At 68.2% G+C, this 25,536-nt stretch carries 25 protein-coding genes; 15 read left to right on the forward strand and 10 right to left on the reverse strand.

Going from position 1 to position 25,536, the window contains the following annotated elements:
* Positions 1 to 21: 21 nt before the first annotated feature.
* Positions 22 to 2,448 carry a transglycosylase/D,D-transpeptidase PonA2 gene (ponA2, locus tag DQP57_RS17200; RefSeq protein ID WP_112634056.1) on the reverse strand — a complete coding sequence of 809 codons (2,427 nt, stop codon included), beginning with the start codon at positions 2,446 to 2,448 and terminating at the stop codon, positions 22 to 24.
* A gap of 353 nt (positions 2,449 to 2,801) precedes the next feature.
* Here ponA2 and DQP57_RS17205 point away from each other — a divergent pair, with 353 nt between their 5' ends.
* Positions 2,802 to 3,152 carry a WhiB family transcriptional regulator gene (locus DQP57_RS17205; protein ID WP_065027012.1) on the forward strand — a complete coding sequence of 117 codons (351 nt, stop codon included), beginning with the start codon at positions 2,802 to 2,804 and terminating at the stop codon, positions 3,150 to 3,152.
* Between the two features lie 117 nt (positions 3,153 to 3,269).
* On the opposite strand, the gene DQP57_RS17210 is transcribed toward DQP57_RS17205, so the two are convergent.
* Entirely contained in the window at positions 3,270 to 4,427 is a 1,158-nt protein-coding gene (locus DQP57_RS17210) for an ArsA family ATPase (RefSeq protein WP_112634057.1), read from the reverse strand.
* The gene (locus DQP57_RS17215; RefSeq protein WP_112634059.1) at positions 4,424 to 5,443 is read right to left on the reverse strand and encodes an ArsA family ATPase; all 1,020 of its coding nucleotides are present in this window, start codon (positions 5,441 to 5,443) and stop codon (positions 4,424 to 4,426) included. The genes DQP57_RS17210 and DQP57_RS17215 overlap by 4 nt, the downstream gene beginning before the upstream one ends.
* Before the next feature lie 35 nt (positions 5,444 to 5,478).
* On the opposite strand from DQP57_RS17215, the gene DQP57_RS17220 reads away from it, so the two are divergent.
* From DQP57_RS17220 to DQP57_RS17230, 3 genes are read left to right on the forward strand one after another with little or no spacing between them, the layout of a single operon-like run.
* Positions 5,479 to 5,640 carry a DUF4177 domain-containing protein gene (locus tag DQP57_RS17220; protein ID WP_007772224.1) on the forward strand — a complete coding sequence of 54 codons (162 nt, stop codon included), beginning with the start codon at positions 5,479 to 5,481 and terminating at the stop codon, positions 5,638 to 5,640.
* 11 nt (positions 5,641 to 5,651) lie between these two features.
* Positions 5,652 to 6,107 (forward strand): RidA family protein, encoded by a 456-nt coding sequence (locus DQP57_RS17225; RefSeq protein WP_112634060.1) that lies wholly within the window; start codon positions 5,652 to 5,654, stop codon positions 6,105 to 6,107.
* A gap of 5 nt (positions 6,108 to 6,112) precedes the next feature.
* Entirely contained in the window at positions 6,113 to 6,916 is an 804-nt protein-coding gene (locus DQP57_RS17230; RefSeq protein ID WP_112634062.1) for an MBL fold metallo-hydrolase, read from the forward strand.
* A 226-nt stretch (positions 6,917 to 7,142) separates the two neighbouring features.
* On the opposite strand, the gene crp is transcribed toward DQP57_RS17230, so the two are convergent.
* Together crp and DQP57_RS17240 are read right to left on the reverse strand one after the other, a co-directional pair.
* The gene (gene crp / locus DQP57_RS17235) at positions 7,143 to 7,817 is read right to left on the reverse strand and encodes a cAMP-activated global transcriptional regulator CRP (RefSeq protein WP_036465140.1); all 675 of its coding nucleotides are present in this window, start codon (positions 7,815 to 7,817) and stop codon (positions 7,143 to 7,145) included.
* A 104-nt stretch (positions 7,818 to 7,921) separates the two neighbouring features.
* Positions 7,922 to 8,317, reverse strand: coding sequence for a hypothetical protein (locus tag DQP57_RS17240; RefSeq protein WP_240631797.1), 396 nt, complete (start codon positions 8,315 to 8,317; stop codon positions 7,922 to 7,924).
* Positions 8,318 to 8,490: 173 nt separating this feature from the next.
* Here DQP57_RS17240 and nth point away from each other — a divergent pair, with 173 nt between their 5' ends.
* The 4 genes from nth to marP are packed head-to-tail and all read left to right on the forward strand — an operon-like array spanning position 8,491 to position 11,914.
* Complete coding sequence (gene nth, locus DQP57_RS17245; protein ID WP_165821833.1) at positions 8,491 to 9,171, forward strand: endonuclease III; 681 nt, start codon at positions 8,491 to 8,493, stop codon at positions 9,169 to 9,171.
* Positions 9,172 to 9,201: 30 nt separating this feature from the next.
* Complete coding sequence (locus tag DQP57_RS17250; RefSeq protein WP_112634064.1) at positions 9,202 to 9,870, forward strand: TlpA family protein disulfide reductase; 669 nt, start codon at positions 9,202 to 9,204, stop codon at positions 9,868 to 9,870.
* A gap of 29 nt (positions 9,871 to 9,899) precedes the next feature.
* Entirely contained in the window at positions 9,900 to 10,715 is an 816-nt protein-coding gene (locus tag DQP57_RS17255; RefSeq protein ID WP_112634065.1) for an NUDIX hydrolase, read from the forward strand.
* A gap of 5 nt (positions 10,716 to 10,720) precedes the next feature.
* Complete coding sequence (gene marP, locus DQP57_RS17260) at positions 10,721 to 11,914, forward strand: acid resistance serine protease MarP (RefSeq protein ID WP_112634081.1); 1,194 nt, start codon at positions 10,721 to 10,723, stop codon at positions 11,912 to 11,914.
* Between the two features lie 10 nt (positions 11,915 to 11,924).
* On the opposite strand, the gene DQP57_RS17265 is transcribed toward marP, so the two are convergent.
* Positions 11,925 to 12,884, reverse strand: a complete 960-nt coding sequence (locus DQP57_RS17265) for an alpha/beta fold hydrolase (protein WP_112634066.1) — start codon at positions 12,882 to 12,884, stop codon at positions 11,925 to 11,927.
* Positions 12,885 to 13,427, reverse strand: coding sequence for a phage holin family protein (locus DQP57_RS17270; protein ID WP_112634067.1), 543 nt, complete (start codon positions 13,425 to 13,427; stop codon positions 12,885 to 12,887). It abuts the gene before it with no gap.
* A 263-nt stretch (positions 13,428 to 13,690) separates the two neighbouring features.
* On the opposite strand from DQP57_RS17270, the gene DQP57_RS17275 reads away from it, so the two are divergent.
* On the forward strand, positions 13,691 to 14,389 hold the full coding sequence (locus DQP57_RS17275; RefSeq protein ID WP_112634068.1) for a S1 family peptidase: 699 nt from the start codon (positions 13,691 to 13,693) through the stop codon (positions 14,387 to 14,389).
* Between the two features lie 10 nt (positions 14,390 to 14,399).
* On the opposite strand, the gene acs is transcribed toward DQP57_RS17275, so the two are convergent.
* Complete coding sequence (acs, locus tag DQP57_RS17280) at positions 14,400 to 16,352, reverse strand: acetate--CoA ligase (protein ID WP_112634069.1); 1,953 nt, start codon at positions 16,350 to 16,352, stop codon at positions 14,400 to 14,402.
* 152 nt (positions 16,353 to 16,504) lie between these two features.
* Between acs and DQP57_RS17285 the strand changes: the two genes are divergently transcribed.
* On the forward strand, positions 16,505 to 17,047 hold the full coding sequence (locus DQP57_RS17285; RefSeq protein WP_112634070.1) for a DUF4232 domain-containing protein: 543 nt from the start codon (positions 16,505 to 16,507) through the stop codon (positions 17,045 to 17,047).
* Between the two features lie 7 nt (positions 17,048 to 17,054).
* On the opposite strand, the gene DQP57_RS17290 is transcribed toward DQP57_RS17285, so the two are convergent.
* Complete coding sequence (locus DQP57_RS17290; RefSeq protein WP_133259254.1) at positions 17,055 to 17,846, reverse strand: hypothetical protein; 792 nt, start codon at positions 17,844 to 17,846, stop codon at positions 17,055 to 17,057.
* A gap of 83 nt (positions 17,847 to 17,929) precedes the next feature.
* Here DQP57_RS17290 and DQP57_RS17295 point away from each other — a divergent pair, with 83 nt between their 5' ends.
* From DQP57_RS17295 to DQP57_RS17315, 5 genes are read left to right on the forward strand one after another with little or no spacing between them, the layout of a single operon-like run.
* Entirely contained in the window at positions 17,930 to 19,558 is a 1,629-nt protein-coding gene (locus DQP57_RS17295) for a peptide ABC transporter substrate-binding protein (RefSeq protein WP_205869152.1), read from the forward strand.
* Positions 19,559 to 19,560: 2 nt separating this feature from the next.
* Positions 19,561 to 20,487 (forward strand): ABC transporter permease, encoded by a 927-nt coding sequence (locus DQP57_RS17300; RefSeq protein WP_112634073.1) that lies wholly within the window; start codon positions 19,561 to 19,563, stop codon positions 20,485 to 20,487.
* On the forward strand, positions 20,480 to 21,343 hold the full coding sequence (locus DQP57_RS17305) for an ABC transporter permease (protein ID WP_112634074.1): 864 nt from the start codon (positions 20,480 to 20,482) through the stop codon (positions 21,341 to 21,343). Before DQP57_RS17300 ends, DQP57_RS17305 begins: the two co-directional genes overlap by 8 nt.
* Positions 21,340 to 22,935: a dipeptide ABC transporter ATP-binding protein gene (locus tag DQP57_RS17310; RefSeq protein WP_112634082.1), complete on the forward strand. Its 1,596-nt coding sequence runs from the start codon at positions 21,340 to 21,342 to the stop codon at positions 22,933 to 22,935. The genes DQP57_RS17305 and DQP57_RS17310 overlap by 4 nt, the downstream gene beginning before the upstream one ends.
* A gap of 26 nt (positions 22,936 to 22,961) precedes the next feature.
* On the forward strand, positions 22,962 to 23,720 hold the full coding sequence (locus DQP57_RS17315) for an oxidoreductase (RefSeq protein WP_112634075.1): 759 nt from the start codon (positions 22,962 to 22,964) through the stop codon (positions 23,718 to 23,720).
* Positions 23,721 to 24,146: 426 nt separating this feature from the next.
* On the opposite strand, the gene DQP57_RS17325 is transcribed toward DQP57_RS17315, so the two are convergent.
* Positions 24,147 to 25,004, reverse strand: coding sequence for an HAD-IB family hydrolase (locus DQP57_RS17325; protein ID WP_112634076.1), 858 nt, complete (start codon positions 25,002 to 25,004; stop codon positions 24,147 to 24,149).
* Positions 25,005 to 25,536 lie beyond the last annotated feature (532 nt).

Consider the following 25,536-nt stretch of genomic DNA (forward strand, 5'->3'; position numbering starts at 1 on the left):
TGCGTCACGGCGCAATCCCGCCTATGGCGGCGGTTGGCCGGGCGCCGGTGGCGGCGGCGCCAGCAGCGGAATGGTGATCGGCGGCAGGCCCGGGATCTCGACGACCTGCGAACCGACCGGCGGCGCGCCTTCCGGTGGCGGCGGCGGGGCGGGCGGGATGCCGTTGCTGACCTGGATGGTGATGATCGAGCCCGGAATCGTCGCGCCGCTCGGCGTCGTGCCGACCACTTCGCCCTGCTTGGCGCTGCTGTTGACGAAGTTGTTCTGGTCGGCGACCTGGAAGCCCGCCTCCTTGATGCGCTGGCGGGCCGCGTCGATATCCAGGCCGGCGACGCTGGGCACCCGTGACCCGGGTGCCCCGTCGACGTAGCGCGGATCGGTGGGCGGCAACTGCACCGGCCCGAAATTGGTGGCGATCGGCTTCATGGCGGTGAACCACGTGCGGGCCGGCTCGTTTCCGCCGTACAGGTCGCCCTCGCCGCAGTGGCGCAGCGGGGCGGAACACAGATCGGTGGGGTTGGTGGAGTCGTCGTAGATGTAGTTGGCCGCCGCGTAGTGGTTGGTGAAGCCCACGAAGCCCGACGAGCGGTGCGCCTCGGTGGTGCCCGTCTTCCCGGACACCGGCAGGTCCCAGCCCGCCGCGCTGGCCGACCCGGCGGCCGTGCCGCCGCCCAGGGCGTCCTTGCTCATTGCGTTGGCCAGCGTGTTCGCCAGGCCCTCGGGCACCACCTGGTCGCAGGTCTCGGTGGTGACGGCGACCTCGTTGCCCTTGCGGTCGACCAGCTTGTCGATCGGGTTGGGCGGGCACCAAGTGCCGCCGGAGGCCAGCGTGGCCGCGACGTTGGACAGTTCCAGCGCGTTCACCTCGATGGGGCCCAGCGTGAACGAGCCGATGTTCTGCCGTTTGACGAAGTCGGCCAGGCTCTCGTTGCTGTCGGGGTTGTAGTCGCGGGCCGTGCCCGGGTCGGCGTAGGACCGCAGCCCGAGCTTGATCGCCATGTCGACCGTGCGCGTCACGCCGACCTGCTGGATCAGCTTGGCGAAAGCGGTGTTGGGCGAGGTGGCCAACGCGTCGGTGACGTTCATCGACCCGCGGTAGTTACCGGCGTTGACCACGCACCAGTTGTCCTTCGGGCAGCCCTTGGCCCCGCCGCTCCCCATGCCCTTCGCCTGGAACCGGCCCGGCACCTCGAGGGTGGCGTTGATGCCCATGCCCATGTCCAGGGCCGCGGCCGTGGTGAAGATCTTGAAGACGGATCCCGCGCCGTCGCCGACCAGCGAGAAGGGCTGGGGGCGCATTGTCTGACCGGCGTCGACGTCGAGCCCGTAGGTGCGGTTGCTGGCCATGGCCATCACCTTGTGCGACGTCTTGCCGGGCTGGATCACGCTCATCACGCTCGAGATCCCCGGCAGGGTCGGGCTGGCGAATTTGTCGATGGCCGCCTTGACCGGGATCTGCACGTCCGGGTCCAGCGTGGTCTTGATCAGGTAGCCGCCCCGGGCCACCTGTTCCTTGCTGATCCCGGCCCGCGACAGGTACTCCTGGACGTAGTCGCAGAAGAAGGCGCGATCGCCCGCCGCGATGCAGCCGCGGGGCAGTTCGTTGGGCTGCGGCAGGATCCCCAGCGGCGCGGCCTTGGCCGCGCGCAGCGCTTCCTCCTCCTGCGGGATGTTCTGGATCATGGTGTCCAGCACCAGGTTTCGCCGCGCCAGTGCGCCTTCGGGATTGATGTACGGGTTGAGGGCGCTGGTCGACTGCACCATGCCCGCCAGCAGCGCCGCCTGCTGCCAGTTCAGGTCGGACGCGTTGATGCCGAAGTAGGTCTGGGCGGCGTCCTGTACGCCGAACGAGCCGTTGCCGAACGAGACCAGGTTCAGATAGCGGGTCAGGATCTCGGGCTTGGTGAAGGTCTTGTCCAGCGTCAGGGCCATGCGGATCTCGCGCAGCTTGCGGGCCGGAGTGGTTTCCACGGCCGCGCGCTTCTCGGCGTCGGTTTTCGCGGTCACCAGCAGTTGGTAGTTCTTGATGTACTGCTGCTCGATGGTCGAGCCGCCGCGGGTGTCGACGTCGCCGCGGGCGTAGCCGGCCAGCCCGGTCAGGGTGCCTTTCCAGTCCACGCCGTTGTGGTCGGCGAACCGCTTGTCCTCGATGGAGACGATCGCCAGCTTCATCGTGTTGGCGATCTTGTCGCTGGGCACCTCGAACCGGCGCTGCGAATACAGCCAGGCGATGGTGTTGCCCTTGGCATCGACCATCGTCGACACGGCGGGCACCTCGCCCTCGAGCAGCTGGGCCGAGCCATTGGCCACCACTTCCGAGGCGCGATTGGACACCAGTCCTATTCCGCCGGCGAACGGGAACAGCAGGGCCGTGGCGACGACGCTGGCCAACAAACAGAGCCCCGCGAGCTTAAGGATCGTGAGCGCGGCCGGGGGGCGGTCTGACATGGCTACTACAGTAGCGGCCCCCAGTCACGCCGCCACGCTGCACGTTCTTCCAAAATTTGGGTCCTCTTGGGGCGCGGGCCGGCGGCCGCGAATTTGCAGTTGCGTTACAGGTCAGAGGTGCAACAGAGTGTGCAAGATCACTTCTTCGCCTATCGTTTGGGACGAGACGGGACGCCCGTCCCAAAAAAAGCGTTATCGGACTGTTGCGCAATTGGCACCTGACCACCTAACTTAGACACACGGTGAGATTCAGGTAACACCGATGTACATAGTGTGGCGTAGATCGCTAGGTCAGGATCTGCACCCGAGGAGGGCGGCCGTGACGGGCGGCCGGTAGGGAAAGGGAACAGTTCGTGTCACCAATACGGCCGGCGGCGCGTAGGACAAACATTGCAGCCGCACAAGGAGTACTCCGCAGCGTCGATGCTGAAGAACGGATCGCATGGGTCTCGAGGGCGCTATGCCGGACCACCGATCCCGACGAACTGTTTGTCCGGGGAGCGGCCCAGCGTAAAGCGGCGGTGATCTGCCGTCATTGCCCGGTGATGCAGGAGTGTGGAGCAGACGCGCTGGACAATAAGGTCGAGTTCGGGGTTTGGGGCGGCATGACCGAGCGGCAGCGCCGCGCCCTGCTCAAGCAGCACCCCGAGGTGGTTTCCTGGGCGGACTTCTTCGACAAGCGGCGGACCCGCAGCGTCGGCTGACCTTCGCGAGCCCGACCCGCCGGCGGTCCATCGCTGCGGGTAGGGCCGACCGCCCCGCCGTTCGTCATTACGTTTCTGTTACGACGGGCGGGCCCGGATCTTCAGCCGGCCGGTTCCTCAGCGGGGCGTTGCCCGGCCCGCATCGTCACCGACCGAAGTGATCTGGTCCGCGAGCGCCCGCAGCGCCTCCAAATCCGAAACGTCGAACGGCAGCGACGGAACCCCGATCACCGGCACGTGCGGGTTGGCCCCCGTGAACCGGGAAAGCAGTCTGATCTCTCGCTTGGCCATCTGCGCACGCTCGGCATGAATCTTCAACACCGCCGAGGCCAGCGCCGCCGATTCGGAATCGCTGTCCTGGTCCAGCATTTCGCTGCCGTCGATCGCCCGCTCGGCCGGCAGCGCACACAGCGGCGGATGGGTCCGGTTCAACACCAGCCCGGCGAGCGGCATGCCCTCCTGCGACAGGCGGTCGACGAAGAACGCGGCCTCGCGCAGCGCGTCGGGCTCGGCGGCCGACACCACCACGAACTGCGTCCCCCGCCTCTTCAGCAGCGCGTAGGTGCGATCGGCCTTTTCGCGGAAGCCGCCAAAGGTGGCGTCCAGAGACTGCACGAATGCCGCCGCGTCGCCGAGCATCTGTGAACCCAGGATCGTCGACATCGCCTTCATCGCCAAACCCATTGCGCCGGTGACCAATCGCCCGATGCCACGCCCCGGCGCCAGCAGCAGCCGCCACAACCGGCTGTCCATGAAGCTGCCCAGTCGTTTCGGCGCGTCTAGGAAGTCCAAGGCGTTGCGCGACGGCGGGGTATCGACCACCACCAGGTCCCAGCGATCCTCGGCCAGGAGCTGTCCCAGCTTCTCCATCGCCATGTATTCCTGCGTGCCGGCAAGCGAACTGGCGACGGTCTGATAGAACTGGTTGTCCAAAATCGCCTGCGCGCGACCGGGTCCCGAGTACTGCACCACCATTTCGTCGAAGGTGCGGCGCATGTCGAGCATCATCGCGTGCAGCTCGCCGGGGACCTCCGCCGCCAGCGGAACGCGTTGCGGCGTGTTGCCGAGGTCGCTGACCCCCAAAGCCTGTGCCAGCCGCTTGGCCGGATCGATCGTCAAAACGCAGACGTTGCGCCCGTATTCGGCGGCGCGCAGCGCGATGGCGGCCGCGGTGGTGGTCTTGCCCACCCCGCCCGCGCCGCAGCACACCACCACGCGGTTGGTGGTGTCGGCCAGGATGGCGGCCATATCAAGTTGTTTGGGCGTGACGCTCATCGAACCCCCTGCTGCGCAAGTGATTCCGACAGCTCGTAGAGGCTACCGAGGTCGACCCCGTCGGAAATGGCCGGTAGTTCCAGTCGCGCCACCTTCAACTCATCGAGCTGTTGGGCGATCTCGGCGCGCGTAGCGACGACCGTCGCATGTTCGATGGTCTCGGTGAGCAGGCCCGCGAAGTCCTTGTCGTTCAAGCTGATTCCGGATTTTTCCAATCCGGCCCGCACCGAGTCCGCATCGACGTGCCCCTCGGCGGCCTTCGCCAGATCGGCCGGCTGCAGATAAGACGGGATGTTGCGGTTCACGATCACGCTGCCGATCGGCAGCTGCATCTCGGCGAGTTCTTCGATGGCTTCCAGCGTCTCCTGGACCGGCAACGCCTCCAGCAGGGTGACTAAGTGAATGGCCGTCTGCTCGGAGTGCAGCAGCTTCACCACGCCGTCGGCCTGCGAATGCACGGGGCCGCCCTTGGCCAGATCGGACACGGCTTTGGTGACGTCCAGGAACCGCGCGATCCGTCCGGTCGGCGGGGCGTCGACGACGATCGCGTCGTAAACCGGCAGCCGATTCTTGTCGACGCGGATCACGGTCTCTTTGATCTTGCCGGTCAGCAGCACGTCGCGCAGTCCGGGCGCGATCGTGGTCGCGAACTCGATGGCGCCGATGCGGCGCATCGCGCGACCCGCAATGCCCAGGTTGTAGAACATCTCGAGGTATTCGAGGAAGGCGGCCTCGATGTCGATCGCCAGGGCGTTGACCTGACCGCCGCGCTCGGCGGTCGCGATCTTCACCTCCTGGTAGGGCAGCGGCGGGACGTCGAAGAGTTGCGCAATCCCTTGGCGCCCCTCGACTTCCACGAGCAAGACCTTGCGGCCCCCGGCGGCCAGCGTCAGAGCCAGCGCGGCCGCGATGGTCGACTTACCCGTGCCGCCTTTGCCGGTGACGAAATGTAAACGGGCCTTCGTCAAGCGCGCAGGCCAGCCGACGGCAGCTCCGCCGCTCGATGTGGTTGCCACCTTCGCATGCTAGCCCGACCCGATAAGCTCGCGGCATGAGCCAACCGACCGCATGGGAGTACGTCACGGTCCCGCTGCTGACGCATGCCACCAAACAGATCCTCGACCAGTGGGGTGCCGACGGCTGGGAGTTGGTGTCGGTGCTGCAAGGGCCGACCGGCGAGCAGCACGTCGCGTACCTGAAGCGCCCCAAATAGAGGTCGGTGCGATGAGTGCTTCGGCCAGGCTCGGGCAGCTCGGCCTCGAGCTTCCGGAGGTGGTTGCGCCGCTGGCCGCCTATGTACCGGCGGTGCGCACGGGCAACCTGATCTACACGGCGGGCCAGCTGCCGATGCAGGCCGGAAAGCTGTTGGGCACCGGCAAGGTCGGCGCCGGCGTCAGCCCCGACGAGGGCAAGGCGCTGGCGCGGATCTGTGCGCTCAACGCGCTGGCGGCCGTCAACTCGCTGGTGGACATCGACGCGGTGACCCGGGTGGTCAAGGTCGTCGGGTTCGTCGCGTCGGCGCCGGGGTTCAACGGCCAGCCCGGCGTCATCAACGGGGCCTCCGAGCTGCTCGGCGAGGTGTTCGGCGAGCGGGGCGCGCACGCGCGTTCCGCGGTCGGCGTCTCCGAGCTGCCACTGGACGCGCCGGTGGAAGTGGAGCTGATCGTCGAGGTCGGCTGACGTCCGTGACCAAGGCCGCCGAGTCGCTCACCCATCCCGCCTACGCCACGTTGCGGGCGGTCACCGAGACCGCGTCGGTCCTGCTGGCCGACAACCCCGGTCTGCTGACGCTCGAGGGCACCAACACCTGGGTGTTGCGCGGCCCGCGCAGCGACGAGCTCGTCATCGTGGACCCCGGGCCCGACGACGCTGACCACATCGCGCGGGTCGCCGCGCTGGGCCGTATCGCCCTGGTCCTGATCAGCCACCGGCACAGCGATCACACCGACGGCATCGACAAGCTGGTCGAGCTGACCGGCGCCACCGTGCGCTCGGCGGGCAGCGGTTTTCTGCGCGGCCTCGGCGGCGAGCTGACCGACGGCGAGGTGATCGACGCCGCCGGGCTGAAAATCAAGGTCATGGCGACCCCCGGCCACACCGCCGATTCGCTGTCCTTCCTGCTCGACGATGCCGTGTTGACCGCCGATACCGTGCTGGGCCGCGGCACCGCCGTCCTCGACAAGGAGGACGGCAGCCTGACGGACTACCTGGAATCGCTGCGGCGCCTGCGCGGCCTGGGACGACGGGCGGTGCTGCCCGGGCACGGCCCTGAGCTCACCGACCTGGCGAGCGTCACCCAGGGCTATCTCGCGCACCGACGGGAGCGATTGGACCAGGTGCGTGCGGCATTGCGGGAGCTGGGGGAGGACGCCGGCGCCCGCCAGATCGTCGAACACGTCTATGTCGATGTCGACGAGAAGCTCTGGGATGCCGCCGAGTGGTCCGTGCAGGTGCAGCTGAACTATCTGCGCTCCGAGCCCACGGCGTAGGGCGACCCAGCGAGACACTACCGCCCCTCGGTCTCGGCTCTGGGAGCACAAAGTTCTTCTGAAAAGCGCTAGCACCGGCGCTAGCACGTTGTGAAGTCGCCTCATGGTGCCGAGAAGGTGCCCGTGGGGCCGGTGTGCCTAATGACGGCGCAGCGCCGCCTCCCGCCCGCGCTTACCTCGCTCGGGGTTTGATGCTCGCTCGGTTGCGCCCGGGCTACGCCCGCGCTTACCTCGCTCGGCGGGCCAATCGCTCGGAGTCCGAGATCAGCACGCTCTTGCCCTCCAGGCGGATCCAGCCGCGGTGGGCGAAGTCGGCCAGCGCCTTGTTCACCGTCTCGCGGGAGGCCCCGACCAGCTGCGCGATCTCTTCCTGCGTCAGGTCGTGGGTGACCCGCATCGCGCCGCCCTCCTGGGTGCCGAACCGCTGGGCCAGCTGCAGCAGCTGCTTGGCCACCCGGCCGGGCACGTCGGTGAAGATGAGGTCGGCCAGGTTGTTGTTGGTGCGGCGCAGGCGTCGGGCCAGCACCCGCAGCAGCTGCTCGGCGATCTCGGGGCGGTCGGCGATCCAGGCCCGCAGCGCGTCGCGGTCCATCGACACCGCCCGCACCTCGGTGATGGTGGTGGCGCTGGATGTCCGGGGACCCGGGTCGAAGATCGACAATTCGCCGAACATGTCCGACGGGCCCATGATCGTCAGCAGGTTCTCGCGTCCATCGGGCGAACGGCGACCGATCTTCACCTTCCCCGAGACGATGATGTACAGCCGATCGCCGGGTTCCCCCTCGGCGAAGACCGTGTGTCCGCGGGGGAAGTCGACGGGTTGCAGCTGCTTGGTCAGTGCTGTGACTGCGCCGGGTTCAACCCCTTGGAAGATTCCTGCCCTTGCCAGGATCTCGTCCACGTTGCCTCTTCAACTTTCCCAGAAAATTAATGTGATACGGGCAGGCTAACCCCTTGCTCGCGTGACGAGTCTAGAGGTAGGCCGTTGTGTCCAACGTGCCAACGCTACACACGATTGGCGTGTCGAGGTGCCCTAAACTGCGGATTGACGTGCGATTGACCGTGGATCCGCGTGGGTAACGTCATCTCGTCGCGGTCGACGAAGCCGACGGCAAACGACGGCGCGGCATGACGCGGCCCGCCGCCCAGCCCGTTCGTCGCCGCCGTGGGCAGCTGCGCAAGCTCGCGCCGATGCAGGTATTCCAGCGCCTCCGGCATGCCTTCGGACGCCAGCGTGCGCATGTCCACGGCGCCGGCAAGTTCGAGGAATTCGTCGACGTCGGCCACAGCCGTGGCGGCGGGGGCGAGCTCCGATTCGAGCCGTCCAAGACCCAGCGCCGCCAGCATCAGCAGCACCGGAACGCCGGCCACCAGCAACCACGACACACGAAGAGTAAACATGGCCTTGAATCAACACGGGGTCTCGGCCAGATCACGAAATCAGTACTCTGTCGTAGGTGACAGCGGCAAAGTCGTCCGGGCGTTCGAAATCGGCTCCGGCCCCGTCCGGCGCCGCCGATGCCGGACGGTGGTCGCAGGAAACCCGGGTCGCCCTGGTGCGACGGGCCCGCCGGATGAATCGCGCTCTGGCACAAGCCTTTCCGGACGCACACTGCGAGCTGGATTTCACGACGCCGCTGGAACTGACCGTCGCGACCATCCTATCGGCGCAGAGCACCGACAAGCGGGTCAACCTGACGACGCCGGCGCTGTTCAAGCGGTACCCCTCGGCGCTGGACTATGCGCAAGCCGACCGGGCGGAACTGGAAAACCTGATCCGCCCGACCGGTTTCTTCCGCAACAAGGCCTCCTCGCTGATCGGTCTGGGGCAGGCCCTGGTCGAACGATTCGACGGTGAGGTGCCGTCGACCATGGCCGAACTGGTCACCCTGCCGGGGGTGGGACGCAAGACCGCCAACGTCATCCTGGGCAACGCCTTCGGGATCCCCGGCATCACCGTCGACACCCACTTCGCGCGGCTGGTGCACCGGTGGCGATGGACCACCGAGAAGGACCCCGTCAAGATCGAGCACGCCGCGGGTGAGCTCATCGAACGCGGCGAGTGGACCCTGCTGAGCCACCGGGTGATCTTCCACGGTCGTCGGGTGTGCCACGCACGCAAACCGGCGTGCGGCGTCTGCCTGATCGCCAAGGACTGCCCCTCCTTCGGCCTGGGACCAACCGAAGCGGCGCTGGCCGCCCCCTTGGTGAAGGGCCCCGAAACCGAGCACCTGCTCGCCCTGGCCGGGCTGTAAGCCGGTTCGCGACCGACGCACGGGCACAGCATGCCTCTTCCCAAGCCGACCTTGACCCGGAAGGCCCGCTGGCACATCGCCATCCTGGCGGTGGTGGTGGCGCTGATCGCGGCGCTGGTCGCCCAGCTGCGCGATGACGCCGACACGACCGCCACCCCCGCGAGCGGCCGGACCGTGGCCGACCGGGAACATCGCGACGCCGATACGCCGGCGGCGTTGTCGGGACCGCGGCAGCGCGCCGACCTGCCGCCGTGCCCCGGCGCCGGAAACGGTCCCGGCCCCGAGTTGCTGCGCGGCGTGACGGCGGAGTGCGCCGCCGACGGTTCGGTTGTCGACGTCGCACGCGCGGTGGCCGGGCGGCGCGTGGTCCTCAACTTGTGGGCGTATTGGTGCGCGCCGTGCGCCGCCGAACTGCCCGCGATGGCCGAGTATCAACGTCGGGCCGGTTCGGACGTGACGGTGGTGACGGTGCATCAAGACGAGAACGAGACGGCCGCCCTGCTGCGGCTGGCCGAGCTCGGGGTGCGCCTGCCGGCGCTGCAGGACGGTCGTCGCCGGGTCGCGGCCGCACTCCGCGTGGTAAATGTGATGCCCGCGACGGTGGTGCTGCGAGCGGACGGTAGCGTTGCCCAGACGCTGCCACGAGCATTCACCACTGCCGATGAGATCGCGGCCGCGATCGGTGATGACAGGGGATAAGCGGAAAAATTGAACCGACTGGAGGGGCCGTGAGTGCTGGGGGTTCGCCCCTGCGGAATGGGGACCCCGCCCCCGCGCGCGGGGCCGTTCCGCTGCGGCCTGACGCCTGCCCGTCCTGGCTGCGTCCGCTGGTCGACCACGTCGATGACGTTCCCGATGCGGCCCGGCGCCGCTTGCCGGAAGACGTGCTGGCGATGATCACCAGCAAGGCCGCGTCGGCGGTGGCGACCCTGCGCGGCGGCGGCCGCGAAGCCGCCGTGCTGGTGTTGTTCTCCGGCTCGGAATCCGGGGCGCCCGACGGTGGTTTTCCCGACGACGCCGACCTGCTGGTCACCGTGCGGGCGTCGACCCTGCGTCACCACGCCGGCCAGGCCGCGTTTCCCGGCGGCGCGTCCGATCCCACCGACGACGGCCCCGTGGACACCGCGCTGCGCGAGGCCCGCGAGGAAACCGGGATCGACGTCAGCAGGCTCTATCCCCTGGCGACGATGGAGAAGATGTTCATCGCGCCGTCGCAATTCCACGTCGTCCCGGTGCTGGCGTACTCGCCGGATCCGGGTCCGGTGGCCGTGGTCAACGAGGCCGAAACGGCGATCGTGGCGCGAGTTCCGTTGCGCGCCTTCATCAATCCGGCCAACCGGCTGATGGTGTACCGCGGTGATCTCGGCCGTCGGTGGGCCGGCCCGGCGTTTCTGCTCAACGAGATGCTGGTCTGGGGATTCACTGGCCAGGTGATCTCTGCGCTGCTCGACGTCGCGGGCTGGGCCCAGCCCTGGGACATCGGCGACGAGCGCGAGCTGGACGCGGCGATGGCGCTGGTCGGCGAGGGGGGCGGGTTGCGATGAATTCGATGACCCCGTCGCAATGGCTGGATGTCGCCGTCCTGGCGGTCGCGTTCATCGCGGCGGTCTCGGGCTGGCGCTCGGGCGCGTTGGGCTCGTTGCTGTCGTTTGTGGGGGTGTTGCTGGGCGCCATCGCGGGGGTACTGCTGGCGCCCCATCTGGTCAGCCACATCGCGGCGCCGCGCGCCAAATTGTTTGCCGCACTGTTCTTGATCCTTGCGCTGGTGGTCATCGGTGAGGTCGCCGGTGTGGTGCTGGGGCGGGCCGTTCGCAGCGCGATCCGCAGCCGTTCCATCCGCACGGTCGACTCGGTCATCGGGGTGGCGGTCCAGCTGGTCGTGGTGCTGACCGCGGCGTGGTTGCTGGCCACGCCGCTGACCCAGTCCAAGGATCAGCCGGAACTGGCCGCGGCGGTCCGCGGCTCGCGAGTGTTGGCTCAGGTCAACGACGTTGCGCCGCCCTGGCTCAAGACGGTGCCCAAGCGGCTTTCGGCGCTGCTGAACACCTCCGGCCTGCCCGCGGTGCTGGAGCCGTTCAGCCGCACCCCCGTCATCCCGGTCGCCTCGCCCGATCCCGAGCTGGCCGGCAACCCGGTGGTGCAGGCCACCGCGCCCAGCGTGGTCAAGGTGCGCAGCCTGGCGCCCAGCTGCCAGAAAGTGTTGGAGGGCAGCGGATTTGTCATCGCACCCGACAGGGTGATGACCAATGCGCACGTGGTGGCCGGCTCCAACAGCGTGCAGATCTACGCCAGCGGCAATCCGCTGGACGCCACCGTGGTGTCCTACGATCCGGCGGTCGACATCGCGATCCTGGCCGTGCCCAACCTGCCCCCGCCGCCACTGGCTTTTGCCCAGGCCGACGCGAAAACTGGTGCCAGCGTCGTCGTCCTGGGGTATCCGGGTGGTGGCAACTTCACCGCGACCCCGGCCAGGATCCGCGAGCTGATCAAGCTGAGCGGTCCCGACATCTACCGCGATCCGGCGCCGGTCACCCGTGACGTCTACACGATCAGAGCCAGTGTGGAGCAAGGCAATTCGGGTGGGCCGTTGATCGATCTCGACGGCCACGTGCTCGGGGTGGTGTTCGGCGCGGCGGTCGACGATCCCGACACCGGCTTCGTGCTGACCGCCGACGAGGTGGCCGGTCAGCTGGCCAGGATCGGTGACACCCAACTGGTGGGCACCGGGTCCTGCGTCGGCTGAACCGCAGCGCTCACCTGGCCCGGGTCAGGTGCACCTGGTCGAGAAACTTCGTCAGGTGCCTGTTGACTTCCTCGGGCGCCTCTTCGTGGCTGAAATGCCCTGCGCCGGAAATGGATACGTAGCGTCCCTGCGGTGCGTAGCGCTGCGTTCGGTCGACGGGGTCGGCCAGCACGTAGGGATCGGCGTCGCCGCGCAGGTGTAACAGCGGGACGCTGAGCTGCTGGCTCATCGACCTCATGAAGCGCCGGCCTTCGTCGCGCAGCTGGCTGCGGGCGGCCCAGCGCTGGTATTCCAGTGCACTGTGCGCCGCGGCCGGGATCTGGATCGCCGTGCGCAGATGGCCGATGGTTTCGGAAAAGTCTTCGGAGGCAAGCCATTTGCCACAACTGCGGCTGCGGACCAGACGCTCGATCTCGGCGGCGTCGTCCCGGGTCAACAGGCGCTCGGGCCACAACGGTATTTGGTATTGCAGCAGGGTCGGCAGCAGGGCGTAACCCTGGTCGCGTCGCGTCAACGTCGATCGCCGCAACGCCGCCGGATGCGGCGAACTGATCAGCGCGATCGCCGTCACCAGCCGCGGATGCAGCAAGGCGGTGGCCCAGCAGCCCAGCCCGCCGTCGGCGTGGCCGACCAACGTCGCCGAGGAGTGCCCCAGCGCCCGGATGAGTCCGGCCGCGTCGCCGGCCATGGTCCAGCCGTCGTAGCCGCGGGGTGGCTTATCGCTGCCCCCGTAGCCGCGCAGGTCGACGGCCACCACGCGCGCCCCGCGCAGTCCGCGCAGCTGATGGCGCCACGACCACCAGAACGACCCGAACCCGTGCAGCAGCATCACCAGCGGGCGCGACGTCGCCGGCCGGCCGTCGGCGTCGCCTAAGGCCTCGACGACGTGGAAGCGGATGCCGTTGGCGTGCACATCGAGATGGCGCCACGGCCCGTCGATGCGGGTTACCGACGGATCCGGCGGCGCCATTTACCAACCCGATGGATCGGCGGTGGCGCCGTTGGCGGGCTTCGCGTGCTTGCCGCGCGACTCGGGCAGCTCCCTGGCGCCGGCCGGGGCCTTGTCGTGGCCCGGCGTGAGCGCCGTGCGCGTCTCCTTGACCGATTCGATCGTCTGGCGCGGTCCCCGGATCCTGCGGACCTTGAGGAAGCCCAGCAACGCCAGGAAGGCGCCGACGACCACCATGACCCCGAACACGATCAGGTATGCCGCCCAGCGCCACAGCCAGGTGTCGAGCAGCTCGGCGATGAAGAAGAAGAAAAAGAAGGTGGAATAGAACAGCACCACCAGCGCGGCGATGAAGAAGACGCTCCCGGTCAAACCCTTTTTGACGTCCCGGGTAATTTCGGCGCGCGCCAGCTCGACTTCGGCGCGCACCAGCGTGGACACCTGGGCCGTCGCGTCTTTGATCAGGTCACCGATCGACGGCTCGGCGGATTTGGCATGCGGGTCGGTCAACGGAATCGTGGTCAGGGTGCTGGGCACACCGTTCTTGCCATCGGCTTTGCTCACAGACGGTCCTCTTTCGTCGTTGCCCGGCTCGCTGTCGTCGCGGTTTATGTTGCCACGTGGCGCCCGGATAGACGAAGCCGCACGAGGCCGGCTGGGCGCCGCCGGCCGGGGTTGGAGCGCGCCTGGGCCAGTTCGGTTCGGACAGAAGGCGGTCGGCGACGCCGCGCGCGGCCGACGCGCTTTCCAGAGCGAACATCACATCGAGGCCGATTACACTCGGCCAAGCCGGTCGCGATGTCCGGCTGACCGATGGGAGTGGGGCCGTGCGGAGGGCGCACCGATGCTTCTTACTGGCGATGGTCGCCCTGCTCGTGACCGTGATGGGTTCGCACGCCCGCGCCGCGGCCGCTGACGTCCGGATCCCGATCGGCGGTGGGGCGGGCATCGTCATCAACGGCGACACCATGTGCACCCTGACCACCATCGGCGGCGACGCCGCCGGCGAGCTGATCGGTTTCACCTCCGCGCACTGCGGCGGCCCGGGGGCCCAAGTCACCGCCGAGGGTGCGGAAAACGCCGGCGTGCTGGGCACCATGGTCGCCGGTAACGACAACCTCGACTACGCGGTGATCAAGTTCGACCCGGCCAAGGTGACGCCGGTGGCCAACTTCAACGGCTTCCTGATCAGTGGCATCGGCCCGGACCCCGCCTTCGGTGAGATCGCCTGCAAACAGGGCCGCACGACCGGCAATTCGTGCGGCGTCACCTGGGGCATGGGTCAGGCGCCAGGCACCATCGTCATGCAGGTCTGCGGCCAGCCGGGCGACTCCGGCGCGCCGGTCACCGTCAACAATCAGCTGGTCGGCATGATCCACGGGGCGTTCAGCGACAACCTGCCGACCTGCGTCATCAAATACATTCCGCTGCACACGCCGGCCGTGGTGCAGTCGTTCAACGCGATCCTGGCCGACATCAACTCCAAGCACCGGCCCGGCGCGGGGTTCAGCCCGCTGCCCGGCTAAACCGCGGCGACTACTTCGCCGCCCTGATCGCGTCGAACACGCCGGGATCGAGCAACGTCGAGGTGTCGCCCAGTTCGCGGTTCTCGGCGATGTCTCGCAACAGCCTGCGCATGATCTTGCCGCTGCGCGTCTTGGGTAGCTCGGGCACCACGTGGACCTCGCGCGGGCGGGCGATCGGTGAGATCTCCCGGGCCACCTCGACGCGCAATTCGTCGACGATCCCGTCGTGCACCTGGTGATCGGAGCGCAGGACGACGAACGCGCAGATGGCCTGGCCGGTGGTGGCGTCGGTCGCCCCGACCACCGCAGCCTCGGCCACCGAGGCGTGACCGACCAGCGCCGACTCCACCTCCGCGGTGGACAGCCGGTGCCCCGAGACGTTCATGACGTCGTCGATGCGGCCCACCACCCAGATGGCGCCGTCGCGGTCGTAATAGGCGCTGTCACCGGCGAAATACCAGCCCTGCTCGCCGAACCGGGACCAGTAGGTCTCCACGTACCGCTCGGGGTCTCCCCAGATGCCGCGCAGCATGGATGGCCACGGCTGGTCCAGCACCAGGTAGCCGGTGACGTGCTCACCCTGGTGGATGCCGGGGACCAGTTGCTCGCCGTGGTCGTCGACGATCTTGGCCGAGATGCCCGGCAGCGCCCTCATCGCCGAACCCGGTTTGGCCGCAGCGACTCCGGGCAGCGGGGAGATCATCGTGGCGCCGGTCTCGGTCTGCCACCAGGTGTCGACGATGGGAAGGCGGTCGGCGCCGATCACCTTGCGATACCAGCGCCACGCTTCGGGGTTGATCGGTTCGCCGACCGAGCCCAGCAGCCGCAGGCTGGACAGGTCGTGCGCGTCGGGGATCTCGCGTCCCCACTTCATGAACGTGCGGATCAGCGTGGGAGCGGTGTAATAGATTGTGACACCGTACTTTTCGATGATCTCGAAATGCCGGTGCTGGCTGGGCGAGTCGGGCGTCCCCTCGTACAGGACCTCGGTGACTCCGTTGGCCAGCGGGCCGTACACGCCGTAGGTGTGGCCGGTGACCCAGCCGATGTCGGCGGTACACCAGAACACGTCGGTGTCGGCCTTGATGTCGAAGACGTAGTAGTGCGTGTAGGCGGCGTGGGTCAGGTAGCCGCCGCTGGTGTGCACGATGCCCTTGGGCTTGCCGGTGGTTCCGGAGGTGTACAGCAGGAACAAGGGCTGCTCGGCGTCGAAGGGCTCCGGGGTGTGCTCGGCGGACGCGGAGTCGACGACGTCGTGCCACCACAGGTCGCGGTCGTCGTTCCAGGACACGTCAATTCCGGTGCGCCGCACCACAAGTACGTGCTCGACGGGACTGTCGCCGCCGCTGACGGCCTCGTCGGCAGCGTCCTTCAGCGGCGCCGGCTTGCCGCGGCGGAACTGGCCGTCGCTCGTGATCAGCAGCTTGGCCGACGCGTCGGCGATCCGGGCCTGCAGCGCCTTGGCGGTGAAGCCGGCGAACACCACGCTGTGCATCAAACCCAGGCGCGCGCAGGCCAGCATCGCGATCACCGCTTCGGGGATCAGCGGCAGGTAGATCGCGACCCGGTCGCCGGCGACCAGACCGAGGTCGGTGAGCGCGTTGGCGGCCTTGCACACCTTGGTTTGCAGATCGGCGTAGGTCAGGCTGCGGTGATCGCCGACGGGTTCGCCCTCCCAGTGGATCGCGACCCGATCACCGTTGCCGGCCTCGACGTGGCGATCCACGCAGTTGTAGGCGACGTTGAGCTGGCCGTCGGCGAACCACTTGGCGAAGGGCGCCTGCGACCAGTCCAGCACCTCGGTGAACGGCGTCGCCCACGACAGCCGGTTGGCCTGCTTGGCCCAAAAGGCCAGCCGGTCCTGCTCGGCTTCGCGGTACAGTTCCTCGCCCGCGTTGGCCTGCTCGGCGAACTGCGCCGGCGGCGGATAGGAGGACGGGCCTGCGGAATGGGTGGCGGTCACTAAGTTCTCTCCTGTAGTCGAGACTGCGCCGTTCGGCGGCCGTGCGCTGGTGGCCGCCTGCGAGCCTATCCGGGCGAGGCGTAGCTGTGCGAGTGGTAGCGGTGCGCGAATTCGCCGGTCAAAGTGCGGCCCATGCCGGATAATCACCTCCTGTGCCGGGTCATGGGCGGGGCATCCGCCGACTAATCCCCCGCTTTGCCGCGGCCGCAACGGTTTACGCGGCGGCCGCCGTGCCGGGTTGGCCCGCATCGGCCGTGCCGCTGGAGAGCGGCGACCAGGCCACGCCGTGCCGGTCGGAGCAGATCGCCGTGACCGCCTCGCCGACGGAAGGCGCGGTGGGGCATCGCGCGGTGACGTTGGTGTTCACCCTCGCTGGGGGCGCCGAACCGTGCACGCTCACCGGGTACGCCTGGGTGGATTCGGGCGCGGGCGGGCCAGCGATTCACGCGCAACCCACGCTGCGCGGCTACCTGGGTGGGCTGCCCGCCGGCACGGACGTGCCACCCACCGTGCTGCTGTCGATCTCGGCGCAGGGGCAGGCCGTCGTCGAGGGAATGGCCGTCGACGGCAGTGGTGCCGCCTGCCCCACCTACACCGACCTGCGCGTCAACCCGCCCGACACCGAAATGGTGCTGACGGTCGCGGCCACCATCGACGCCTGCGAATTGCAGGTGCATCCGATCACCGCGGTCTGAAGCGGCGTCAGTCTGCTCTGACCAGGCAATAGACCCGTGCGGGAACGGGGTAGGCGATGCCCTTGCTGTCGGGCGGGCATTGAGTCTTGTCCGCGCTGCCGTCGATGCGCTGACTGACTCTCACGTGCAGCGGGCTTGATTGGTTGCAGTCGTCCGGTTTCATGCTTACGGCCTCGCCGTCGCGGGTCACCTGGTAGCACTGGTCCTGCCGCAGATTGATCATGAAACACAGGAGCGTCGAGTGGTTGCTGGTGCGCTCGTAAATCGAGTGTTCGCGCTTGCCGTCGGGGCAGCTCTCGGAGGCGCCTCCCTTGAATGCGAGTTCATAGGTGTTCGCTGGATCGATGCAGCCGCTGATCAGGTGCTTCTCGAAATGGTGTGCCGCGTAATCGTTTTCGGTAATGCAATCGCCCACCGCCAGGGCGACGTCCTCGGGGCGCTCGGACAGGACTTGCGCCGTCCTGCCAAGGACGCCCAATCCTCCCAACGTCAACAGCACGGCGCCGATGGTGATGAGGGTGGTGGCCGACTTCGGCGTCCGTGGCCGCGGCGCGTAGCCCGGATAAGCCGGATAGGGCGGAGCGGGATAGCCCGGCGGCGGGTAGGGATAACCGGGATGGACGGGGAAGCCCGGCGGGTATTGCGGCGGCGGGTAGGCGGGAGCCCGTCGGCGGGCGCGGGAGCGTTCCACCAGTCCAATGACCAGGCAGACCAATCCGATTGCGGGCAAACCGAGGGAGAACATCAAGAAGCCTGCTCGCACCCCCGATTCATGCGAGGCCAGATACTGCACAGTCACGACGGGATTCTAAGTTGGCGAGCCGCACCGGGCACTTCACCGTCGCGCGGCTTCAGGCCCTAGGGTCGGGTGTCATGCGTGCGATGCGGATCCCGTCGGCCGTGCTGGCCCCGGTCGTCGCCGCGATGCTCGTGGTCGCCTCGCTGGCCGGTTGCGGTGGCGGCGCGCTCAGCCCGGAGCTGGTGGTGGTCAACGGCGGGGAACCGCCGAACCCGCTGATTCCCACCGGCACCAACGACAGCCTGGGCGGCCGGATCCTCGATCGGCTCTTCGCCGGGCTGATGTCCTACGACGCCGCCGGCAACTCCTCGCCGGAGGTCGCCCAATCCGTCGAGACCACCGACAACATCAACTACCGCATCGTCCTCAAGTCCGGCTGGACGTTCACCGACGGCTCGCCGGTCACAGCCCACTCGTTCGTCGACGCATGGAACTACGGGGCGTTGAGCACCAACGCCCAACTGCAGCAAAGCTTTTTCAGTCCCATCGACGGCTTCGATGCCGTCGCCGGGACGGCCGGTGACCCGAACCCGGCGGTCACCACCATGTCCGGCCTGAAGGTCATCAACGACCGGGAGTTCACCGTCCGGCTGAAGGCGCCCACCATAGACTTCACGCTGCGGCTGGGACACAGCGCGTTCTACCCCTTGCCGCAGGCGGCCTTTCGGGACATGAGCGCCTTCGGGCAGCACCCGATCGGCAACGGCCCCTACGCACTCGCCGACGGTGCCGACGGGCCAGCATGGGAGCACAACGTCCGAATTGACTTGCGGCCCAACCCCGATTACCACGGCAACCGCAAGCCACGCAACAAGGGGCTGAGGTTCGAGTTCTACGCCAACCTGGACACCGCCTACGCCGACCTGCTCTCCGGCAACCTCGATGTCCTGGACACCATTCCGTCCAGCGCGTTGACGATCTACCAGCGCGACCTGGGCGGTAACTCGGCCAGCGGGCCCGTCGCCGTCAGCCAATCGCTCGACACGCCGTTGCGGCTGCCCCACTTCGGCGGCGAGGAAGGACGGCTGCGCCGGTTGGCGTTGTCGGCGGCCATCAACCGCCCGCAGATCTGTCAGCAGATCTTCAACAACACCCGCAGCCCGGCCCGCGACTTCACCGCCAGCTCGTTGCCGGGATTCGACCCTAACATCCCCGGCAGCGACGCTTTGGACTTCAATCCCGAACGGGCGCGCCAACTCTGGGCCCAAGCCAATTCGATTTCGCCGTGGAGCGGGCGGTACGCCATCGCCTACAACGCCGACAGCGGACATCAGGAGTGGGTGGACGCGGTGGCCAACAGCATCAAGAACGTGCTGGGCATCGATGCCGTCGGCGCCCCGCAGCCCACCTTTGCCGGCTTCCGCACCCAAATCACCAACCGTACGATCGACACTGCGTTCCGGGCCGGCTGGATCGGCGACTACCCGTCGATGATCGAGTTCCTCGCCCCGTTGTACGCCACCGGCGCGGGATCCAATGACGTCGGCTACTCCAGCCGCGAGTTCGACGCCGGACTGGCCGCGGCCGAGGCGGCGCCCGACCTGCGGCAGGCTGACGTGCTGGTCAACGTCGCGCAGCGAATCCTGTTGCACGACATGCCCGCCGTGCCGCTGTGGTACTACATCGCCGTGCTCGGATGGTCGCCACAGGTCAGCGCCGTCAAGGTCAGCTGGAACGGGCTGCCCGACTACGAGAATCTGGTCAAGGCCTGACCATGGGCTGGTACATCGCGCGCCGGATCGCCGTCATGGTGCCCGTCTTCCTGGGCGCCACCCTGCTGATCTACGGCATGGTCTTCCTGCTGCCCGGTGACCCGCTGGCCGCCATCGCCGGGGACAGGCCGCTGACGCCGGCCGTGGCAGCGGCGCTGCGGGCGCGCTATCACTTGGATGATCCTTTCATCGTCCAGTACCTGCGTTACCTCGGCGGCGTCCTGCACGGCGACCTGGGCCGCGCCTATTCCGGGCTACCGGTCAGCGACGTTCTCGCGCATGCCTTTCCGGTCACCCTGCGGCTCTCGCTGATCGCCCTGGTCGTCGAGGCGGTGCTGGGCATCGGATTCGGCGTGATCGCCGGACTGCGCCAGGGCGGGCTTTTCGATGCGGGCGTGCTGATCACCGGTCTGGTCATCATCGCGGTCCCCATCTTCGTGCTGGGCTTTCTGGCCCAGTTCCTGTTCGGGGTCAAGCTGGGCGTCGCGCCGGTGACGGTCGGGGAGCGGGCGACCTTCGCGCGGCTGTTGTTACCCGGAATCGTCTTGGGCTCAGTCTCATTCGCTTACGTGGTGCGGTTGACCCGATCAGCGGTGGCCGCCAACGCGCACGCCGACCACGTCCGCACCGCCACCGCGAAGGGGTTGTCACGGCCGCGCGTGGTGACCGTGCACATCCTGCGCAACTCGCTGATCCCGGTGGTGACCTTCCTGGGTGCGGACCTGGGAGCGCTCATGGGCGGGGCCATCGTGACCGAGGGCATCTTCAACATCCACGGGGTCGGCGGCGTGCTCTATCAAGCCGTCACCCGCCAGGAGGCCCCCACGGTGGTCTCGATCGTCACCGTGCTGGTGCTCATCTATCTGATCACCAACCTGATGGTGGACCTGCTCTACGCGGCGCTGGACCCTCGGATCCGTTATGGCTGAGCACTCCGGCTTCTGGGGCGAGACCTGGCGCAAACTGCACCGGCGTCCGAAGTTCGTCGTTGCCGCCGCGCTGATCGTCCTCATTCTTCTGGTCGCGCTGTTTCCCGCGTTGTTCGCTCATGCCGACCCCAGCTATGCCGATCCGAACCAAAGTCTGCGCAGCCCGTCGGCGGCGCACTGGTTCGGCACCGACCTGCAGGGCCACGACATCTACGCGCGCACCGTCTACGGGGCGCGGGCGTCGGTGACCGTCGGGTTGGGCGCGACGCTGTTGGTCTTCGTCGTCGGTGGCGCGCTGGGTGCGCTGGCCGGCTTCTACGGCGGCTGGATCGACGCGGTGGTCTCCCGCCTGACCGACGTGTTCTTCGGACTGCCACTGCTGCTGGCCGCCATCGTCCTCATGCAGGTCCTGCACCATCGCACGGTGTGGACGGTGATCGTCATCCTCGCGTTGTTCGGTTGGCCGCAGGTGGCCAGGATCGCACGGGGTGCGGTGCTCGCGGTGCGTGCCAGCGACTACGTGCTCGCCGCTAAAGCGTTGGGAATGAGCAGGTTTCAGATCCTGCTGCGGCATGCGCTACCCAACGCGCTGGGGCCGGTGATCGCGGTGGCCACGATCGCCCTCGGCCTGTTCATCGTCACCGAGGCGACGTTGTCCTACCTCGGTGTCGGATTGCCGCCGTCGGTGGTGTCCTGGGGCGGCGACATCAACCTCGCCCAGACCCGGCTGCGGGCGGGCTCACCCATCCTGTTCTACCCCGCGGGCGCGCTGGCCATGACCGTGCTGGCATTCATGATGATGGGCGACGCGCTGCGCGACGCCCTGGATCCGGCCTCGAGGGCGTGGCGGGCGTGAGCGGCACGGGGTCGCCGCTGCTATCGGTCGAGGGCCTGGAAGTCAGGTTCGGTGAGCACGCCGCCGTGTGCGGGTTGGACCTGAGCGTGCTGGCCGGTCAGACCGTCGCGGTGGTCGGCGAATCGGGATCGGGCAAGTCCACCACCGCCGCGGCGATCCTCGGGCTGCTTCCTCCCGGGGGTCGAATCACGGGCGGGCACATCATGTTCGACGGCACGGACATCTCGACCGCCGACCGTCGAGCGCTTCGCTCGATCAGGGGGCGGGACATCGGCTATATCCCGCAAGACCCGATGACCAACCTCAACCCGGTGTGGAAGGTCGGGTTCCAGATCCGGGAGGCCCTGCGCGCCAACACGAACGATCGGCAGACCCGGCAGCGGGCCATCGACCTGCTCGCCGCGGCGGGCATGCCGGATCCGGCCCGGCAAGCGGCCCGCTACCCCCATCAGCTGTCCGGCGGCATGTGCCAGCGCGCGCTGATCGCGATCGGGCTGGCGGGCCGGCCGCGGCTGCTGATCGCCGACGAGCCGACGTCCGCGCTCGACGTCACGGTGCAGCGGCAGGTCCTCGACCATCTGCAACGGCTCACCGCCGAACTGGGCACCGCGCTGCTGTTGATCACCCACGACCTGGCACTGGCCGCCGAACGGGCCGAGTCCGTGGTCGTCGTCCACCGCGGCGTCGTGGTGGAATCCGGTGCGGCACAATCGATCCTACGTAGTCCGGAGCACGAGTACACCCGGCGGCTGGTCGCCGCGGCGCCGTCGCTGACGCGCCGGAGCCGGCCGGCCCCCGCCCGGACCGACGACATCCTCGTCGCCTCCGATCTCACCAAGGTCTACCGGGAGTCCCGTGGCGCCCCGTGGCGGCGGGGCGAATTCCGTGCGGTCGACGCGGTGTCGTTCCGGCTGCGCCGCGCGACGACGCTGGCGATCGCCGGTGAGTCGGGCTCGGGGAAATCGACGGTGGCGCGCATGGTGCTGGGCCTGCTCCAACCCACCTCGGGCACCGTCGATTTCGACGGCACCCGGATCGACGACGCCATGTCCCGGGACGGGGAGCTGGCCTTCCGCCGGCGCGTACAACCGGTATTCCAAAATCCTTACAGCAGCCTGGATCCCATGTACTCGGTGTTTCGCGCGATCGAGGAGCCGCTGCGCATCCACCGCGTGGGTGACCGCAGGCAACGCGAACGGGCGGTGCGCGAGCTCGTCGACCAGGTGGCGCTGCCGTCGTCGGTGCTCGGCCGGTTGCCGCGTGAGCTGTCGGGCGGCCAACGCCAACGAGTGGCCATCGCGCGGGCGCTGGCGCTGCGCCCCGACGTGCTGGTGTGCGACGAGGCGGTGTCCGCGCTCGACGTCTTGGTGCAGGCGCAGATACTCGACCTGCTGGCCGGGCTGCAGGCCGATCTGGGATTGGCCTATCTGTTCATCAGCCACGACCTGGCGGTGATCCGGCAGATCGCCGACGACGTCCTGGTGATGCGGGCCGGCCGCGTGGTGGAGCACGCGCCGACCGAGGAACTGTTCACCGACCCCCAACACGAATACACGCGGCAGTTGCTGGACGCCATCCCACGCCTGCGGTGAATCCGCCGACGATAGGTTGTGAGGTTGTGACAGCAGATCCGCTGGCCCCCCTGATGGAGTTGCCCGGGGTCGCCGAGGCCAGTGACCGCGCCCGCGAAGCGCTGGGCCGCGCCCACCGGCACCGCGCCAACCTGCGCGGTTGGCCCGTGACCGCCGCCGAGGCGGCGCTGCGGGCGGCGCGCGTGTCGTCGGTCCTGGACGGCGGCCCAGTTCGGCTGGAGGACCTCGCCGACGCCGGGCAGATCAGCGACCCGGTGTTCGCGGGGGCGCTGCGGGTGGCCCAGGCGCTCGAGGGTGGCGAAGGGCCCGTCGTGGCCATCTGGCGCCGGGCACCGCTGCAGGCGCTGGCCCGCCTGCACGTGCTGGCCGCGGCCGAGCAGGTCGACGACGAGCGGCTGGGCCGCCCGCGCGCCGATGCCGGGGTGGGGCCCCGACTGGAATTGTTGGCGGACTTGGTGAACGGGCGAACCCAGGTGCCGGCACCGGTGCTGGCCGCCGTCGCCCACGGCGAACTGCTGACGCTGAAGCCGTTCGGCAGTTCTGACGGTGTGGTGGCCCGCGCGGTGTCGCGGTTGGTGACCATCGCCAGCGGGCTGGACCCGCACGGGCTGGGGGTGCCCGAGGTCAGCTGGATGCGTCAGCCGGCCGCGTATCGCGACGCCGCGCAAGGATTCGCCGGCGGCACGCCCGACGGTGTGGGGGCCTGGCTGGTGCTGTGTTGCCGGGCGATGAAAGCCGGTGCGCAGGAGGCTTTGTCGATCGCCGACTCGATGTCTAACAAGTAGCTGAATCGGTTGCCGACACCGGCAAAAGGGCCACAAAAATGTAGAGCGGGCGACGTTCCGAATGTTCGGTCCGCCGCCCGCTAGCACGGGGCTCGGTTACCAAGCGTGCATCTCGGGGCTGCGTGGGTTGGCCTCGGCGATCTTGCGACACTTATGGTTGCAACCCCACCCAAAGGGCCGTCGATACCGTCCGCATTTTCGCAATTTCGCAGGCCCGCAACACTTCTGCCATTTTCGCGGCTATGACTCCGCGTGGGTGCCGAGCACCGTGCTGGGCGCCCGGGTCGGGAGGACGAACCTTCTCTTCCGGCTCGACCTTGGCCTCACCGGGCTTCCGTGGTTCCTTTGTACTACTAGACCCCAAGCACAGCAAGGCCCAATTGCGAAGGAAATCCCGTCGCGCGAGGCGCGTCTTTGCTGGAGCCGCTAGAAAGCGTAGCGGCGCAACAACGAATAGGTCACCGCGCCGGCGGCCAGCGCGCTGATGCCGACCGCGGCCGTCGTGGCGATCGCGGCGCCGGAGGGCGCGGGGATGCGGTCGCGCAACGACACCGGCCGGGAGAACGAGATCACGGGCCAACCGCGCTCCACGGCCTCCCTGCGCAGCCCGCGGTCGGGATTGACCACGCTGGGATGGCCGACGACCTCGAGCATCGGCAGATCGGTGATCGAGTCGGAATACGCGTAGCAGTGTTCCAGCGGGTAGCCCTCGCGCGCGGCCAGCTCGCGGATCGCCTGCACCTTGCCCTCGCCGTAGCAGTAGAAGGCGATCTCGCCGGTGTACCGACCGTCCTCGACGACCATCCGGGTGGCCATCGCGTGGGTGGCGCCGAGCGCGCGAGCGATGGGGGCGACGATTTCTTCCCCGGAGGCCGACACCACCACCACGTCGCGCCCGCACAATTTGTGGGCCGCGATCAGATCGGCGGCCTCGGCGAACACCAGCGGAGTCACGATGTCGTGCAGCGTCTCGTTGACGATCGACTTGACCTGTTCGACGTCCCAGCCGGTGCACATGTTGGTCATGTGGGCGCGCATCCGATCCATCTGGTCATGATCAGCACCAGAGAGCAGATAGATGAACTGGGCGTAGCTGGACTTGAGCACGGCGCGCCGGTTGAGCAGGCCCTGGTTGAAAAACGGTTTGCTGAAGGCCAGGGTGCTGGACTTGGCGATGATCGTCTTGTCCAGGTCGAAGAACGCCGCCGTGCGGGCATGGGAAGCGGTGGTTGACGCCGATTGTTCCGAGGCCGACTGCTCCGCGGTGGGGTCGAAGACGGTCACGGACCCAGCATAGGTCGGCGGTCCGGCAAGGCCGCGATCCCGCACCGAAAATGGCCGCTCAGGGGGTTCGGGAGGCGGGCGGGGCGGCGTTTACGCGGCTCAAGCTGGTTTTCCAGAAAATGATCTCTTGCGTTACTCCGGCTAGTCATGTGTATAGTAAGCATTACTCGGCCTTGAGCCGAGGGTGTATCAGCCCGACCCCCCGGGGCTGATGCACGACGACCCTCGCCTCCTCCCCCCCTGGCGGGGGTCGTCCCTTTTCTAGGGTTAGTTTTCCGCGCGTGGCGGCGCCGAGCCCGGCTCTCGGTGCGTTGCGGGACAGCGCGCCCGTCGTCGCTGGCGGCGTCGCTCCGCCGTGCGTTTGTGCACACTCGCGTCTCTATCCACAAATCCGCATTTGGGACTGTTGTGCCAAGGTCACGGCCTCGCACAGTGGTCTGATGACCAGCGTCTCGGGGATCGATGCGGCGGGTGCGGCGGGAGTGTTGGCGGCATTGGCCGAACCCGATCTGCGCGCCGAGTTGGACCGGGT

The sequence above is a fragment of the Mycobacterium colombiense genome (assembly GCF_003284935.1).
GTDB lineage: Bacteria > Actinomycetota > Actinomycetes > Mycobacteriales > Mycobacteriaceae > Mycobacterium > Mycobacterium arosiense_A.